Here is a 14,879-nt window from a genome sequence, read left to right as displayed (position 1 = left end):
GCACACGTGGGCAAGGAGAGCAAGAAAGCTCGATGCCAACACGTTCGCGCGCGACTGCTTTGTGGGTCAAAGAGACATTCAAGCAGAATCGCTCGATGCTTTCCTGGATGGTGCCGCCGGACGGGTTGACCGCGGCTGGGACCACAGATCGTGGCGCTGACCGAGTGATAAAGACCTGGTACAGGATTCTCCACCTGGGCTTGCTAATCGCCGCGGGAGCCGCGCCGGCAGAAGCGGCCACTGCCGCGCAGGTCGTCCACGTCCGCCTGAGCATGTCGAACGTCTATCTGTTAAAGGGGGCGCGGGGGCCGGTGCTGGTGGACTCCGGCTCCAAGAACGAGATGGCTCCTCTCGTCGCGGCGTTGGCGGAGGAGGGTGTGCGCATAGAGGATCTGCGCGCTGTCATTCTCACGCACGGGCACGCCGACCACGCCGGCCTGGCGGCAGAGATACGTCGTCGCAGCGGTGCCGTGCTGATTGCCGGGCGGGGCGATCGCTTGATGATGGCCGCTGGCGTCAATGACCCGGTGACGCCGACCGGCCTTTTCGCCAGGCTGATCCTGATGTTCCCACTTGACGCTCGCTATGAGCCTTTCAGCGCCGATATCGAAGTCGACACCGAGCTTGACCTGTCGGTCTACGGCCTAGCGGGTCGCGCCCTGCCTATGCCGGGACATACGCCCGGGTCGCTGGTCGTCGTACTCGACGATGGCCGCGCGTTCGTTGGCGACATGATCCTTGGTGGCTGGCTCGGTGGCGCACTGTTCCCGCATCGCGCCGGTGAGCATTATTTCCACCAGAACGTAGCGCAGAATCATGCCAACATTGTCGCCCTCGCCAAGCGTCCGATCCGGCAGTATTTTCTGGGGCATGGCGGGCCGGTGAGCGCGCAGTCGGTACGGGAAAACTTTGCTCTCGGTGCGGTCGTACATTGATCGGGCACATACACTGCCGGCAGTCCGGCAGCTTTCCGCTAGCGCATCAGCCGCTCGCGTGGCAGGCGCAGAGAGCGACTCCAGGGCGCCGCCGACACGCCGACGCGGCAGAAGAAGAAGAACGGCTCGTCCGGCCCGCACTGTGCCAGGCGCTCAAAGACATGCGACAGGCGTTGCGCATCTTCGAACAGTGCCGGAGCGGACGAGAAGCGGCGATTGTCGCGCGCGTACCAGCGAAAGATCACCGGTGTTAGTTCGGGCTGAAGGTGTAGTCCTTCCTTGGTGACCGTTAGCCAGAGCCGCTGCAGGGATATTCCCAGACGTACCCAGTCTTCCAGTTCGGTGGGTGCGCGGGCGGGGCGCAGTAGCAGATGTGCGGCACAAAAAACGGCTGGCAGGAAATCGAGCTGGACGCGCGGGGCGACGGTGCCGAGAAGGTAGCGATTGAAAAAGCGCACGCGCTCCCAGCTCTGCATGACCCATTCCATCAAGCGCGCGGTCAGCGGATCGACGCCGACCGCCTGCTCTGGGATGCGATCTTCACTGAAACGAGCCCGCCACTCGATGACCTTTCTGTGCACGGCAAATGCCTCCGGGCAGGTCAGGCGGATTCTGGCGTTGTGCCAAAGCAGCGACGCCACTTCCAGGCGCTCGGAAAAAGATTCGAAAAACTGGACCTCCAGTTCGTCACCGGCCGATGCTTGAATGGCGGCGCGCTGCGTCGGTGTTAGCGCAGTGGTCCGCATCGGCCGTCGTTGTACGACGCGTTTTTCAATGTACGGGAAGAGTGGGTCGGTCGACATATCCGACTGTGCCGAGAAATGAACGTCGTAGACCGGGCTGCGCGCTTCGCTATCGGCTTCGACTGTCCAGTGCGTTGCCAGACCGAAACTCGAGGCCACGACACGCAGCGTCTCGAGCAGTGCGCCGTGCGCAATGTGGCTGGCGCGGCCCTCGTAGTCATAGAGAACTTCGTCGCGCGTGTCGTGGCCGTGCACGCGCAGATGTTGCTCACCGACGATGCTGAAGCGCCATGGTTGGGTGTTGTCGCCGCTCGGCGCCCAGCGGGCGAGGTCGATCACTTGCAGCAGGATGTCACGATTCATGGCGCGCTCCGCTTGCTTGCACGCTGCACCATCGCCTTGAGCTGCACTTTGAGCAGCATGATCATCAGGCGCTGCAGCGGGTTTCGGTAGCCCCAGGGGCGCCAAGTGCGCACCAGACGCATGCGATACGCATCGAATTGGGTCGCCCACGGAGCCAGTCGCACGCCACCACGACCGAGCAGCAGCTTCAGGACCTCAACCGCGGCGACTCCCGCGCAGAGCTGACAGGCGGCAATGCTTGAGGGGCCCCGGTGTTCGGCCAGGTTCACCCGCGTTTCGTCTACGATGTAGCCGCGCTGCAGCATCGCTGGCGACAGGCCGACCAGGAAGCGGATCGACATCTCCAGCTCGTCGCTATCGTCCCATCCGAAGTAGTCCTCGAAGGACATCCCACCAGGCGCAAAGCTCACTACTGCGGTCCCCAGGCCGAGAGGGGCTGCGGTGACCACCGGAATGCCTTTCCTTTCGCACGCGGCAAACGTCATCCGACGTGCGGCGAAAGCAAAAAAATCGAGGCCGTCGACGTAAACATCTACACCATCCAGGAAGTCGTCGAGTGACTCTGTATTGATTCCCGCCGGACAGCAGCGGAGCTCTGCGTCCGCATTGATATCGCGAAGCTCAGCGGCCATCACGTCTATCTTGGGGCGTTTCAGGGTACTCATTCGGGCGCCGACCTGGCGATTGAAATTCGCCATCTCGAAAACATCGAAGTCGGCAATCGTGAAGCGGCCGATGCCGAGGCGCGCCAGCGTCAGCAGGTGAACGCCGCCAACGCCGCCAAGCCCACCAATCGCCACTCTGCAGTTGCGCAGTTTCTCCTGTTCGGCTTCGGTAACCCAGCCGATATTTCTCGAAAAGGCGTCATGATAGTCAAACATGTCCATGTTCTCCTTTCGTCGCTTCAGTGAGATGTTGGACCCAAACGCTTACTCTAATGGCCGCCCGTCCGCTACTGGGCTGCGAGCTCAAGCCGGTAGCGCTGCCAGTTGGCGACATAGTGGTCGGCACTATGCGCGAGGCGCTCGACCTCGGCGTCACTGAGTTGTCGGATCACCTTGCCCGGTGAGCCAATGATCAGCGAGTAGTCGGGAAAGACCTTGCCTTCGGGAATCAGGGTGTTGGCCCCGACGATGCAGCCCTTGCCGATCACCGCATGGTTGAGCAGCACCGAACCGATGCCGATCAGTGAGCCGTCGCCGATCCTGCAGCCGTGCAGCATGACCAGGTGGCCGACGGTAACGTTGCGGCCAACGATGAGTGGCACACCTTCGTCGGTGTGCAGCACCGAGTTGTCTTGAATGTTGCTGTTTTCGCCGATGCTGATCGGGTCGTTGTCGCCGCGTAGTGTGGCGTTCCACCAGATCGAGGCATTCTTTGCCAAGCGGACGTCACCGATGACGATCGCCGTGGGGGCGACCCAGCTCTGCGGGTCGAGTTGCGGGCGGCGGGCGCCGATTGCGTAAATGGGCATGGCAGGGGTCTCGCGGTCGTTGCGGACTGCAGATTGTAGCCTGTAAGGAGTTGCCAGGACTATTGATGGCGAAGTGCTTCGATCGGGTCGAGCGCGGCGGCCCGACGCGCCGGGTAGAAGCCGAAGAAAATGCCGATCCCCGCCGCAACGCCGAAAGCGATCAGCACCGAGCCACCGGAGATGACGATCACCATATCGGAGATGGCGTTGATCAGCAGCGCGCCGCCGATTCCGAGCAGCAGGCCGATCAGGCAGCCAGCGATGGAGATCATCAGTGCTTCGAGCAGGAATTGGCTGCGGATGTCCTTCTGGCGGGCGCCGATGGCCATGCGAATGCCGATTTCGCGCGTTCGCTCGGTCACCGAAACGAGCATGATATTCATGATCCCGATGCCGCCGACGAGCAGTGATACCGAAGCGATGGCGCCGAGCAGCAGCGACATCACGCGCGTCGTCTCGGCAGCGGAGTCGGCGGCAGCGGTCAGATTGCGAACGTAGAAGTCGTTGTCCTGTCCGTCGCGCAGGCGGTGGCGCTGGCGAAGCAGGGCAATCATGCTGGTTTCCACGCCTGACATGGCTTCGGCGGACACGGCCTGGACCAGCATCACGCGCACCGATCCGGGAAAGGGCGTGCCGAAAACCTTGCGCTGGGCGGTGCTCAGCGGCACGATGACCGTGTCGTCCTGATCGCGTCCGTCGAGGTTCTGGCCCTTCTTGGCGAGAACGCCGATGACCAGGAAGGGGCTCTGCTGAATACGGATGGTCTTGCCGACGGGGTCGTCGCTGCCAAAAAGGTTGGCGGCGGTGGTCTGGCCGATCAGCGCGACGCGGGTCGCCGAGCGCAGGTCGGAGTCACCGAAAAGATAACCGTTGGTCACCGCCCACGCACGTGCGTCAAAATACGCGGGTGTCGTGCCGACCACCGTCGCACTCCAGTTGTTCGCGCCATGCACCAGTTGTTGTCGCCCCTGGTGGACCGGTGCCACGTGGCTGACGCCGTCGAGTTGGGCTATCGCCTCGGCGTCGGCAACGTTCAGCGATGGGCCGCCGCCACCGCCGCTGCGTAGACCGCCGGAGCTGGTCGATCCCGAGATCACGATGTACAGATTGCTGCCCATGGTGCTGATGGTCTGTGCCACGGCGTACTGCGCACCCTGGCCGATGGCCATCATCAGGACCACCGAGCCGACGCCAATGACCATGCCGAGCATGGTCAAGGCGGTGCGCATGCGGTTGGCACCCATCGCCTGCCAGGCTTCACCGAGCATGGCTTTCAGCATTCGCCGAGCGCTCTTGCCGGGCTGGCGACATCGCTGACGATGAGCCCGTCGAGGAAACGCACCTGCCGCCGTGCATAGGCGGCGATGTCGGCCTCGTGGGTGACCAGGACGATAGTGATCCCGGCGCGGTTGAGCTCCGAAAACAGGTCCATGATTTCCTCGCTGGTATGGCTGTCGAGGTTGCCGGTTGGTTCGTCCGCGAGAATCAGTGCCGGCGAATTGACCACCGCGCGGGCGATTGCCACGCGCTGCTGCTGGCCGCCGGAGATGCGACTGGGCAGCGAGTCGAAGTAGCCGGCGAGCCCGACGCGGTCGAGTGCCTGCTGCGCTCGCAGGCGTCGCTGCGCGCGCTCGACGCCTGCGTAGACCAGCGGCAGGGCGACGTTGTCGGTCAGCGTCATCCGCTGCAGCAAATTGAAACCCTGGAAGACGAAGCCGATGCTGCGGTTGCGCAGCGCTGCCAGTTCGTCGTGGCCGAGATGGGCGACATTGCGGCCGAGTAGAAAATAATCGCCGCTGGTCGGTGTGTCGAGGCAGCCGAGCACGTTCATGAGGGTCGACTTGCCGGATCCGGACTGACCCATGATGGCCACGAACTCGCCGGCTTCGATGCTCAGATCGATGCCCCCGAGCGCCGCGAAGGGTCCGGCAGCCGTGGCGTAGGACTTGCCGAGTGCGGCGACCCGAATCAGTGGCGGCGGCATCAGAACAAGCGCAGGCCGACGCTGCTCGGCTTGCCGCCCGAATTGAGCGCGTTCTCGCCGATGACCACCCGCTCGTCGACCTTCAGCTCGCCAGCGAGGACTTCACTGTTGCGGTTGTCGGTAATGCCGAGTTGCAGACGTACGGCTTTCAGCTGGCCTCGATCGACGATGTGTACGGTGCCGCTGCTGCCGCCGCGGTTGGCTTCGCGCGTGCGGCCCTTGCCGGTGCCCTTGCTGGCCTCTGCGGGGCGCTCCGCGGACTCCGCAGACTCCGCCGATTCCGCGGGGAGCGACTTGTTGGCGTCCTCCGGAGGCTTGAAGCGCAGCGCCGCGTTGGGGACCAGGAGAGCGTCGTCGCGCTGGGCGACGGCGATGCTGACGTAGGCGGTCATTCCGGGCAGAAGAATGTGTTCGGGGTTGGAGAGCGAAACGCGGACGTTGTAGGTGACGACGTTCTGCTGCGTGGTCGGATTGAGGCGAATCTGCTGCACGCGGCCCTCGAAACTACGCTCCGGGAAGGCATCGACGGTAAAGCGCACGGCTTGTCCTTCACGGATCTTGCCGATGTCGGCTTCCGCGAAGCTCGAATCGATGCGCATTTCGGACAGATCCTGGGCAATCTTGATCAGCGTCGGTGTCTGCAGACTGGCGGCGACCGTCTGGCCCAGGTCGATGACGCGGTCGACGACGACGCCTGAGACCGGCGAGCGAATCGTGGTGTAGCGGAGATTGACCTGATCCTTGTCGGCCGCTGCCCTGGCCTGCGCCAACTGCGCCTCGGACGAGCGGCGCGTCTGGATCGACTGCTCGAATTCCTGGCGGGAAACGTACTCCTGCGCGAACAGGGCGCGCATGCGTGCTTCGTTGGCGCGTGCCAGATCGAGTGCTGCCGAGACGTTACGCACGTTGGCCGCCGATTGCCGAGCCTGGGCGGCGAGCAAGGAGTCGTCTAGTTCGAGCAAGGCCTGTCCCTTTTCGACCTTGTCGTTGAAATCGACATATAGCCGGGTCACCGTTCCCGAGACCTGCGTGCCGACGTTCACCAGCACTACCGGGTTGAGAGTGCCGTTGGCCGATACGGTCTGGGTGATCTCGCCACGCTCGATGGGCTGCAGCTTGTAGCGCTGCTCCGGCGACAGGGTGGCGTTCTTGTGCTGCCAGTACATGCCGCCAGTGGCGAGGGTGACGGCGAATAGGCCAAGAAGCGATTTTGTGAGTGAGATTTTCATGGTTTACGGGCATTTGGTTCTGCGCTGACCGAGAGCAGCAGGCTGCTGTCGAGGGCGCCGATCGATCTGGCCAGTGCGGCGCGCGAGACCTGCCAGTCGAGCATCGCCTGGATGCGCTGCAGGCGCGCCGCGGCGAGTGCGCTCTGCGCGTTGAGGACGTCGAGGATATTGCCGACGCCGGCTTTGTAGCGCCCCAGGGCAACGCGTTCGGACTGCTCGGCACTGCTCAGCAGGTCGGCGCTGCTGCGGATGGTCTGGGTGGCGGTGCTCAGGCTCTGATAGTTTTCCCAAACCTCCAGCGCCACCTGCTGGCGAGTGTTTTCGAGGCGCGCAGCCTGAACTTCGCTGCGCGCCTCTGCGGCGCGTATCTGGTAGGTGGTGTTGAAGCCGGAAAAAATCGGTAGTTGGACGCTCAGGCCGATCGAATTGCCCTGGCCCGAAAGACCGTCGAGGTGTTCCCATTGCGGGCCGCCACTCAGTGAGATCGTCGGCCGACCGGCGGCGCGCGCGTAGTCGATGCCCGCTTCAGCCGCTTTCAGTTCCGCTGCGGCGGCCTGCATCTCGGGTCGTCGTCGGCGCGCTTCGCTAATCAGCGCCGCGACGTCGCGGTCGAAACCGCTGTCGGGCAGGGTCTTTGGGATGTCGTCGAGACGCAGCGGATGGTTGGCGTCCAGGCCCATCACCTTGGCCAGTCTGCCGAGCGCATTGCGTAGCACGCCCTCGCTCCTGATTCGGTTGAGCGTCGCTTGCGACCAGGCGGTCTGTGCCTGCAGGCGGTCGGCCGGCGTGCCGCTGCCAACGCGGTAGCGCACTTCGGCGGCGGTCAGGCTTTCGCGACTGGCTTTTTCCGACTCCAGCGCAGCCGTGACTGCAGCCCGCGCCGCCTGGGTGTTGAAATAGGACTGCAGGGCGCTGAGAAAAACACTCTGCACGGTGGCGTCGAGCGTTGCCGACGCGGCGCTGAGCAGCTGCCGGGCGACTTCGAGATTGGCCGAGCGGGCACCGAAATCGACCAGCAGCCAGGACAGGGTCAGCGACGCATTGCGTGGGGTGGCGCTGCGCGACTTGCCGTGCAGGCGATTGACCGCCAGTTGGCCGTCGATCGCCGGCAGGAACTGGGCCTGCGCGACGCCGACCTCAGCCGCTTGTAGGCGAGCGATGGCCCATATTTCGCGCGTCGTCGGGTTCTTGCACAGCGCCAGGTCGACGACTTCGAGGACGCCGTAAGGGGTGTCGCTGGGCAGCGCCTGGCATGGCAGATAGGCCTTCTCTGTGGCAGTGAGATCGAGGGCCGGGCGAGGTGGGGTGATGGCCCTGGTGGCAAAGGGATCACTCGCTTCCAGGGCCGAAAGCGGCTTGGGAAGCGCAGCGAGCAGGATGACGAGGGGGGCGAGGAAGCGAGCCGCGGGCGGTGGCAGCGAAGCCGGTCGGGATGTGGTGATGGCCATTTTTCGCTAGTATAGCCAAGCTCGTCGCGATCGCAGTGGAGCGATGCGCTCGGCGTCGCTTTTCCGATGGGTAAATGTGGCAGCCGCGCAGGCGGTGACCCGGCGCTGCCGCGACTTACGATAATGAGGCCATTGGTGATGACATTAAAGTGCTCAGGTTTCGGCGCCCGGCGCCGCCGGGCCGCCATCTCCGGCGGCAGCATGTCTGTCGCTGGCCGCGGCCGCGGCAGCCGCTGATGCCCTGGGTGGAGGTACTCAGCCTGCTGGCGATGCTTGCCGGCTGTGCCTTGTGGTTCGACAGCTTCCAGTCGCGTGAGGCTGGCATGCGAGCCGTTCGCGCGGCCTGTGCTGCCGAGGATCTGCTGCTTCTCGACGACACCGTTGCACTCGCTTCCTTGCGCCCGGGACGCGATGATGAGGGTCGCTTGCGACTGCGTCGCGTCTATCGTTTCGAGTTCAGCGATACCGGTAACAATCGTCGCAATGGTCAGGTAACGCTGCTCGGCAGCGAGCTGGTGGCGCTGCACTTGCCGCACTCGGAGCGGTCGCGTCTGCGCTTGGTAGGCACGGCAGACGACGAGCAGAATCGACCGTTTCCCCGCCTGCCGTCTTGAACTACCTGGCACACGCGCTGCTGGCCGGGCCCGACGACGACTACCGGTTCGGTGGCTTGCTCGGCGATTTCGTCAAGGGGCCGCTGTCGCCAGCGCCGCCACAGTTCAGCGCGGCCGTCGTGCAAGGTCTGCTATTGCACCGGCGGACCGACAGTTTCGCGGATGCGCACCGGGCTTTTGCGCGCAGCCGGCAACGGGTCAGCGTCGAGCGTCGTCGCTACAGCGGCATCGTCGTCGATATGTTTTACGATCATTTCCTGGCTGCGCACTGGGCGCGTTTTTCGACGCAGCCGCTGGAATCCTTTTCTGCCGCCGTCTATGCGCTGCTCTCCCGGCGACGGCTCCCCGATCGTCTGGCCGGGATTCTGCCCAGAATGCGCCAGGAGGATTGGCTGGCCAGTTATCGTGAGCCGGCGGCGGTGGGCCGGGCGCTCGACCAGATCGCCGTGCACCGGCTCAAACGCAGCAACACGCTGAGCGGCGCGGGTGGCGAGCTTATGCAGCGCTACGCCCAGTTTGAAAGCGACTTCCTCGAGTTCTTTCCGGCAGCCGTGGCCTTCGCCGAGCACTTCCGCAGACAGCGCGCGTAGACAAACGCTAAAACGCTCAAACACCGCCGAGCTATCCGGTCAGCGGCCCGCCTTTGCCGGCGATCAGCTTTAGCGCGAGGCGCGTCGGCGCTCGTTGTCGGTCAGCAGGCGCTTGCGGATGCGAATGTTCTTGGGGGTGATTTCGACCAGTTCGTCGTCGGCGATGAACTCGACGGCCGACTCCAGGCTCAGCGCCACCGGTGGCACCAGGCGCACCGCTTCGTCGGTGCCCGAGGCGCGGACGTTGGTCAATTGCTTGCCCTTGATTGGATTGACCACCAGGTCGTTTTCGCGGCTGTGGATACCGATCACCATGCCCTCATAGAGCTTGTCGCCAGGGCTGCTGAACATCCGCCCGCGATCCTGTAGCTTCCACAGCGAGTAGGCGACGGCTTCACCACGCTCGGCCGAGATCAGGACGCCGTTGCGGCGGCCCGGAATGTCGCCCTTGACCGGTGCGTACTCGTCGAAAACGTGGCTGATCAGCCCGGTGCCACGCGTCAGGTTGAGGAACTCGCCCTGGAAACCGATCAGGCCGCGCGCCGGGATGCGATATTCGAGACGGACGCGGCCGCGTCCGTCCGAAGACATGTCCTGCAGATCGCCGCGCCGATAGCCGAGCGCTTCCATGACCCCGCCCTGATGCGCCTCCTCGACGTCGAGAGTGAGCATTTCATAGGGCTCGCACGCCTCGCCGTCGATCTCCTTGACGATCACCCGCGGGCGCCCGACGGCCAGTTCGTAACCCTCTCGGCGCATGGTCTCGAGCAGGATCGTCAGATGCAATTCGCCGCGACCGGAAACCAGAAAGCTGTCCGTGTCGGTCGTCTCCTCGACCCGCAGCGCCATATTGGTGAGCAGCTCTTTGCGCAGGCGCTCGCCGATTTGCCGGCTGGTGACGAACTTGCCTTCAGTACCTGCGTAGGGCGAGTTGTTGACCATGAAAGTCATGTTCAGTGTCGGCTCGTCGATGCGCAGCATCGGCAGTGCTTCGGGTTGCTCGGTGGAGGTGATGGTGCAACCGATCGAGAGGTCATCCATGCCGGTTACCAGCACGATGTCGCCGGCAACAGCCTCGTCCATCGGTACTCGCTCCAGGCCCTGGAAACCGAACACATGATTGACTTTCGCCGTCTTTGGTGCGCCGTGCTCGAAATTTCCGTCGGCATCTGCCTGGCCGTACATGATGGTGACTTGCTGGGCCGGCTTCAGGCGGCCACGCTGCAGGCGGCCAATGCCAATGCGCCCAACGTAACTTGAGTAATCGAGCGCTGAAATCTGCAGTTGCAAGGGCCCATCGATCTCGTCGGCGTGCGGTGGCGGAACGTGCTTGAGAATGGTCTCGAACATCGGCCGCATGTCCGGCGAGGGTTGTGCCAGATCCAGCGTCGCATAGCCGTTGATCGCGGAAGCATAGATCACCGGAAAGTCGAGCTGCTCGTCGCTGGCGCCGAGTTTGTCGAAGAGGTCAAAAGTGTGATCGACCACCCAGTCCGGCCGCGCGCCGTCGCGGTCGATCTTGTTGACCACCACGATTGGTTTCAGACCGAGGGCGAGCGCTTTCTTGGTCACAAAGCGCGTTTGTGGCATCGGACCCTCGACGGCGTCGACCAGCAGCAGGACACCATCGACCATCGACAGCACCCGTTCGACTTCACCACCGAAGTCGGCGTGTCCCGGCGTATCGACGATGTTGATGTGCACGTCGCCGTAGTCCACCGCCAGGTTCTTGGCCAGAATGGTGATCCCCCGTTCCTTCTCGAGATCGTTCGAGTCCATCATCCGCTCGGTGATGTGCTGGTGCGCGGAGAAGGAGCCCGCCTGAACCAGCAGCTTGTCGACCAGCGTGGTCTTGCCGTGGTCGACGTGGGCAATGATGGCAATGTTACGGATGGCACGGGACATAAGGGGTCAAGCCTCTCAACAGGGGCGGTTATTCTATCACAGGCGGGCAAACCGTGCTGCGCTGCAAAATACCGCTCGCCTAGGTGGCCTGGTTGCGCATGAAGTCGGCCGTTTTGAAGAAGGAAAGCAGCAGCTTCTGGCGAAGTGCTTCCTCGATTCCCACCGCTTCCATGGCCAGCAGCATGCACGCCACCCACTGATCACGCTCGGCCTCGCCGATCGCAAAAGGCAGGTGACGTCGGCGCAACATCGGCTGGCCAATGTTCTGCACGTAGAGGTCGGGTCCGCCCAGCCAGCCGGAAAGAAACATGAACAACTTGTCACGCGAGGACTGCAGGTTGGCAGGGTGCAGCGCGCGAATCGTTGCGAACTGGGGGACCGTTGCCATCAGTTCGTAGAAGCGTTCGCAGAGGCTGGCAACGGTGGCTTCGCCGCCGATAAGGAGGTAGGGCGTCTGTTCCTGCATGGTGCTCACTCAAGGTCGATGATGTGCTGCAACGCGGGTGTGCTGGTCGCTGTGCCGAATATTGCGAGTGGTCCGCGCTTGGCTGCCTTCGGTCGGTCGCCCGCGGCTCGCTGAATTGTGTTTGTTGCAACGCAACAAAAAGGCTTGACAATCACTGCCCGAAGGCTAGAATGGGTCATCCGCTGCAGTGCAGCAAACAGCTTCAGGCAGCAGCAGCCTGGGCGGTGTTTTTGGTTTCGCAATTTCAAGGAGAGTACCGTGTACAACGTAGCTGAGCAATTCACCAGCAAGAGCCAGGTCGGCCTGGAAGCGTGGAAGTCGGTGGTCAATGCGTCGCTCGACGGAATGGGCAAACTGGCTGCGCTGAATCTTCATACGGCACGTGCCGTCGCCAAACAGGGGGCCGAGAATTTCAAGGCCTTGTCCGAAGTTCGCGATATGGACGGCCTCAAGGCGCTGCAACAACCCATGGCGGTTGCTGCCGTCTCGCAGTCGGTCGCCTTTTCGCGTCGTGCTTACCATATTTCCAACGAGACTTCGTCAGCCGTCGTCCAGGTCTTGGGTGGCCAGTTGTCGCAGGCCGGCAGGGGTGCAGTCGGATTCCTTCAGGAAGCCAAGAAGAACACCCCTCCGGGTGTGGACTTTGCGGTGTCGTCGGGCAAAGCTATGCTGTCGACGGTCAACTCGATGCTTGCCAACCTGGCCCAGATCGCCAAGCCGGCGACCGAAGTCAGTGCCGAACCGGCAGTGAAAATGATTGCCAAGACTGCCTGACCAGACCGACCAGTCGCCACTGCTTTCTGGCGGCTGTCTTCGTTCAAGCCCGGTGTTACAGCACTGGGCTTTTTTGCGCTTGGCACAGTGGGCGTTTCCGCGTTGCTTTTATGCCGGCGCATAGCTGCGGTGATTCGCCCTGCGCAGGCGTCAGAACCGGCTTGTGCCCGGGCGCGATTTGCCAGAATGGCATCTGCGGCGCACACTGACACATTTTGCCGACTGGCAAAGGCATTTATTGGGAGTTCAGATGACCGATTCGATCCTTGCTTTCCTCAGAGCCAACGGCGAGCAGCTCGATGTCGACATGGCAGCGTCGCTCGATATTCCGATCGCCGAACTACGCGACGAGGTCGCGCGGCTCGCTTCATCGGGGGACCTGATCTGTTGCCGGGTGACCCGTTTCATCGACGGTCGGAAGATTGAGGGTACCAGCTGCCGGCTGTCGTGCGATCCGCCGACGCCGGCGCGTGGGCGCAAGCCGGGTGTAAAAAAGGCCGACGACAATAGCGAGACCAACAATTACTGAGTTCGCTGCTCTGCGCGCCAAAGGGGGGCGTTGCTCGAAAAGACCCGCGTGGGGGCGACCCCGGCCCCGCCGGCACAGGCCTACCTGAGCAGATTCAGGTTGAAGTGGGATTTGGCGAACTCCTGGAATTTCTCGACCCCCTTCAGCGCCAGTTGCAGGCGGCCGAGCTCCATCATGTTGAGACGTTTGAGGGGAATGTAGTTGTCCGGTTTGCGCCCTTCACGTACTGCTTCGACCTGACCGCGCAGCCGCATCAGAACCAGAAAGTCGAAGGTTTCGGCAATGTTTTCGGCCATCGTCGGATTGAGCACCTTCTCCTTGACCAGCGCTTCAAGGCGCTGGTGCGTGCTGCCTTCGAGCTTGCCGGCGAGAATGGCCAGCGCTTTCACGCCCTCGGAAATGGCAAAGATGCCGGCTTTCTTGATCTCCAGCATTCCGGAATGCTCGCCGCCGCTTTCGCCCTTGATTTTTCCAAACCAACCCAGCGGGGGGGCAAAACGCAAGGTGCTCTCGACCATTCGCATCAGGAACAATTTGTCGCGCTGCACATGCTCGTAGAGTTGCGCCTTGAGTTCCTGTTCAAACGAACGATCGCCGTAGATCGTGCGGATGTCGACAAAGGTGCCGCAACTGAGAACGTGTTTCGGCGTCGGCGTGCGTAGCCAGCGGTCGAGTTGCTCCTTCCACTTGCCGATGCTGCGCCGCCACTCCTTGTTCTTGGCCATGATTCCGCCCGGGCAGGGCGGGATGCCAATGGCGATCAGCGACGCGACCAGCTCTTCGGAGAAGGCCTCGATGCGGGCGATTTCTTCGGGCCCCAGTTCGTCGCCGTAGACGATGGCATTGTCCTGGTCGGTGAGCAGCGTCTGCTCGCCGCGTCCCTCGCTACCAAGGACCACAAAGGCAAAGCGCGCAGGCAAGTCGGAAAAATGATCGGCGCGCATCAGCGCGATCAGCCGCAAGAGGATCTGGTCGTTGAGGTGGGCGATCAGTCGCACCATGTCGCGAGTGCTGGTGCCGCTACCACTGAGGTGCAGGACCAGGCTCTGGATCCTGCCGTACACCACCTTCACTTCCTCAATGTCCTGGGCCACTTCGATGTCCAGAACCAGTTGATGCGGCGAGTGCGATTGCAGGCGAATGATGTCGCTGTCGGTGATGATTCCGGAGAGTCTGCCCTTGCCATCGACCACTGCCAGGCGATGAATCTTTTGGCGTGACATGCGATACAGGGCTTCGTAGAGCAGGTCATCCTCGCCGATCACTGCCAGCGGGCTGTTCATGATCGCGCTGACGGTGAGCGTCAACGGGTCAACACCCGAGGCGACCACCTTGTTGCGCAGGTCGCGGTCGGTGAAGATGCCGCTCGGTCGTTTCTGATCGCAGACCACGACGCTGGAGATATTCTTCTCGCGCATGATGCCAACCACGTCCACCAGTGCGTCATCCGGTTTGCAGGTGACGACCGTGCGCTGGCAGAAATCCTTCACCGGGCGAAAAAACTGACCTTCCTCAGCCATCGTGTGCTGTTCCTTGTTGTTGGCTTGTTGTTTGCCCCGGCGGTGTGTGAGGTGCGAGAGGGAAGCCAACACCGGACGGGAAAGTACGAGGCGCGATTCTAGCACTGGTGACGGGTGGGAGTTTGTTGCCCGCCCTGGCCAGTCCTATCACAGCGCGCCCCGCCAGGTGTGGGTCAAAGCGCTGACCTCGGATACTTGCGCCTCGCCGGGCTGCAAGCAGGGTCAGGAACTCAAGTCCGAGGTGGCAAGCTCTACTCCTGGTGATACGCGGACGTTCGCCTCCTTGTGTCGGGAACGCTTTTTCC

At 62.9% G+C, this 14,879-nt stretch carries 15 protein-coding genes; 5 read left to right on the top strand and 10 right to left on the bottom strand.

The window, feature by feature from the left end:
• Positions 1-164 precede the first annotated feature (164 nt).
• A complete protein-coding gene (locus QZ648_RS14935) occupies positions 165-935 on the top strand; it encodes an MBL fold metallo-hydrolase (RefSeq protein ID WP_291997519.1) in 771 nt (256 codons plus the stop codon).
• Positions 936-973: 38 nt separating this feature from the next.
• Here the strand turns inward: QZ648_RS14935 and QZ648_RS14930 are convergent, their stop codons facing one another.
• The 7 genes from QZ648_RS14930 to QZ648_RS14900 form a co-directional block, all read right to left on the bottom strand.
• Positions 974-2,041, bottom strand: coding sequence for a nitroreductase family protein (locus QZ648_RS14930; protein ID WP_291997518.1), 1,068 nt, complete (start codon positions 2,039-2,041; stop codon positions 974-976).
• Positions 2,038-2,928: a ThiF family adenylyltransferase gene (locus QZ648_RS14925; protein ID WP_291997517.1), complete on the bottom strand. Its 891-nt coding sequence runs from the start codon at positions 2,926-2,928 to the stop codon at positions 2,038-2,040. Before QZ648_RS14925 ends, QZ648_RS14930 begins: the two co-directional genes overlap by 4 nt.
• Before the next feature lie 65 nt (positions 2,929-2,993).
• Positions 2,994-3,515 carry a gamma carbonic anhydrase family protein gene (locus QZ648_RS14920; protein ID WP_169065704.1) on the bottom strand — a complete coding sequence of 174 codons (522 nt, stop codon included), beginning with the start codon at positions 3,513-3,515 and terminating at the stop codon, positions 2,994-2,996.
• 59 nt (positions 3,516-3,574) lie between these two features.
• Complete coding sequence (locus QZ648_RS14915; protein ID WP_169065703.1) at positions 3,575-4,795, bottom strand: ABC transporter permease; 1,221 nt, start codon at positions 4,793-4,795, stop codon at positions 3,575-3,577.
• Positions 4,789-5,499 carry an ABC transporter ATP-binding protein gene (locus QZ648_RS14910; protein ID WP_169065702.1) on the bottom strand — a complete coding sequence of 237 codons (711 nt, stop codon included), beginning with the start codon at positions 5,497-5,499 and terminating at the stop codon, positions 4,789-4,791. The genes QZ648_RS14915 and QZ648_RS14910 overlap by 7 nt, the downstream gene beginning before the upstream one ends.
• The gene (locus QZ648_RS14905) at positions 5,499-6,728 is read right to left on the bottom strand and encodes an efflux RND transporter periplasmic adaptor subunit (protein ID WP_169065701.1); all 1,230 of its coding nucleotides are present in this window, start codon (positions 6,726-6,728) and stop codon (positions 5,499-5,501) included. Before QZ648_RS14905 ends, QZ648_RS14910 begins: the two co-directional genes overlap by 1 nt.
• Positions 6,725-8,176, bottom strand: coding sequence for a TolC family protein (locus tag QZ648_RS14900; RefSeq protein WP_291997516.1), 1,452 nt, complete (start codon positions 8,174-8,176; stop codon positions 6,725-6,727). The genes QZ648_RS14905 and QZ648_RS14900 overlap by 4 nt, the downstream gene beginning before the upstream one ends.
• Before the next feature lie 236 nt (positions 8,177-8,412).
• On the opposite strand from QZ648_RS14900, the gene QZ648_RS14895 reads away from it, so the two are divergent.
• Both QZ648_RS14895 and QZ648_RS14890 read left to right on the top strand, forming a co-directional pair.
• Complete coding sequence (locus tag QZ648_RS14895) at positions 8,413-8,790, top strand: DUF3301 domain-containing protein (RefSeq protein WP_169065699.1); 378 nt, start codon at positions 8,413-8,415, stop codon at positions 8,788-8,790.
• Positions 8,787-9,380 (top strand): ACP phosphodiesterase, encoded by a 594-nt coding sequence (locus tag QZ648_RS14890; protein WP_169065698.1) that lies wholly within the window; start codon positions 8,787-8,789, stop codon positions 9,378-9,380. Before QZ648_RS14895 ends, QZ648_RS14890 begins: the two co-directional genes overlap by 4 nt.
• A gap of 69 nt (positions 9,381-9,449) precedes the next feature.
• On the opposite strand, the gene typA is transcribed toward QZ648_RS14890, so the two are convergent.
• Entirely contained in the window at positions 9,450-11,285 is a 1,836-nt protein-coding gene (gene typA / locus QZ648_RS14885) for a translational GTPase TypA (protein ID WP_291997515.1), read from the bottom strand.
• A 79-nt stretch (positions 11,286-11,364) separates the two neighbouring features.
• Positions 11,365-11,751 (bottom strand): group II truncated hemoglobin, encoded by a 387-nt coding sequence (locus QZ648_RS14880; protein WP_169065736.1) that lies wholly within the window; start codon positions 11,749-11,751, stop codon positions 11,365-11,367.
• Between the two features lie 258 nt (positions 11,752-12,009).
• Here QZ648_RS14880 and QZ648_RS14875 point away from each other — a divergent pair, with 258 nt between their 5' ends.
• Positions 12,010-12,525, top strand: coding sequence for a phasin family protein (locus QZ648_RS14875; protein WP_169065697.1), 516 nt, complete (start codon positions 12,010-12,012; stop codon positions 12,523-12,525).
• 250 nt (positions 12,526-12,775) lie between these two features.
• The gene (locus QZ648_RS14870) at positions 12,776-13,054 is read left to right on the top strand and encodes an ArsR family transcriptional regulator (protein ID WP_169065696.1); all 279 of its coding nucleotides are present in this window, start codon (positions 12,776-12,778) and stop codon (positions 13,052-13,054) included.
• An 80-nt stretch (positions 13,055-13,134) separates the two neighbouring features.
• On the opposite strand, the gene QZ648_RS14865 is transcribed toward QZ648_RS14870, so the two are convergent.
• The gene (locus QZ648_RS14865) at positions 13,135-14,574 is read right to left on the bottom strand and encodes a DUF294 nucleotidyltransferase-like domain-containing protein (RefSeq protein ID WP_169065735.1); all 1,440 of its coding nucleotides are present in this window, start codon (positions 14,572-14,574) and stop codon (positions 13,135-13,137) included.
• Positions 14,575-14,879 lie beyond the last annotated feature (305 nt).

Source organism: Candidatus Accumulibacter sp. ACC012 (assembly GCF_907163155.1).
GTDB lineage: Bacteria > Pseudomonadota > Gammaproteobacteria > Burkholderiales > Rhodocyclaceae > Accumulibacter > Accumulibacter delftensis.
This window is presented reverse-complemented; position numbering and strand designations above follow the sequence as displayed.

What these genes read in the sequence shown, in the direction of transcription:
- QZ648_RS14880 (WP_169065736.1), bottom strand. Translation starts at nt 11,751, where the DNA reads ATGCAGGAACAGACGCCCTACCTCCTTATCGGCGGCGAAGCCACCGTT.
- QZ648_RS14930 (WP_291997518.1), bottom strand. Translation starts at nt 2,041, where the DNA reads ATGAATCGTGACATCCTGCTGCAAGTGATCGACCTCGCCCGCTGGGCG.
- QZ648_RS14915 (WP_169065703.1), bottom strand. Translation starts at nt 4,795, where the DNA reads ATGCTGAAAGCCATGCTCGGTGAAGCCTGGCAGGCGATGGGTGCCAAC.
- QZ648_RS14925 (WP_291997517.1), bottom strand. Translation starts at nt 2,928, where the DNA reads ATGGACATGTTTGACTATCATGACGCCTTTTCGAGAAATATCGGCTGG.
- QZ648_RS14905 (WP_169065701.1), bottom strand. Translation starts at nt 6,728, where the DNA reads ATGAAAATCTCACTCACAAAATCGCTTCTTGGCCTATTCGCCGTCACC.
- QZ648_RS14865 (WP_169065735.1), bottom strand. Translation starts at nt 14,574, where the DNA reads ATGGCTGAGGAAGGTCAGTTTTTTCGCCCGGTGAAGGATTTCTGCCAG.
- typA (WP_291997515.1), bottom strand. Translation starts at nt 11,285, where the DNA reads ATGTCCCGTGCCATCCGTAACATTGCCATCATTGCCCACGTCGACCAC.
- QZ648_RS14895 (WP_169065699.1), top strand. Translation starts at nt 8,413, where the DNA reads ATGCCCTGGGTGGAGGTACTCAGCCTGCTGGCGATGCTTGCCGGCTGT.
- QZ648_RS14910 (WP_169065702.1), bottom strand. Translation starts at nt 5,499, where the DNA reads ATGCCGCCGCCACTGATTCGGGTCGCCGCACTCGGCAAGTCCTACGCC.
- QZ648_RS14900 (WP_291997516.1), bottom strand. Translation starts at nt 8,176, where the DNA reads ATGGCCATCACCACATCCCGACCGGCTTCGCTGCCACCGCCCGCGGCT.
- QZ648_RS14920 (WP_169065704.1), bottom strand. Translation starts at nt 3,515, where the DNA reads ATGCCCATTTACGCAATCGGCGCCCGCCGCCCGCAACTCGACCCGCAG.
- QZ648_RS14870 (WP_169065696.1), top strand. Translation starts at nt 12,776, where the DNA reads ATGACCGATTCGATCCTTGCTTTCCTCAGAGCCAACGGCGAGCAGCTC.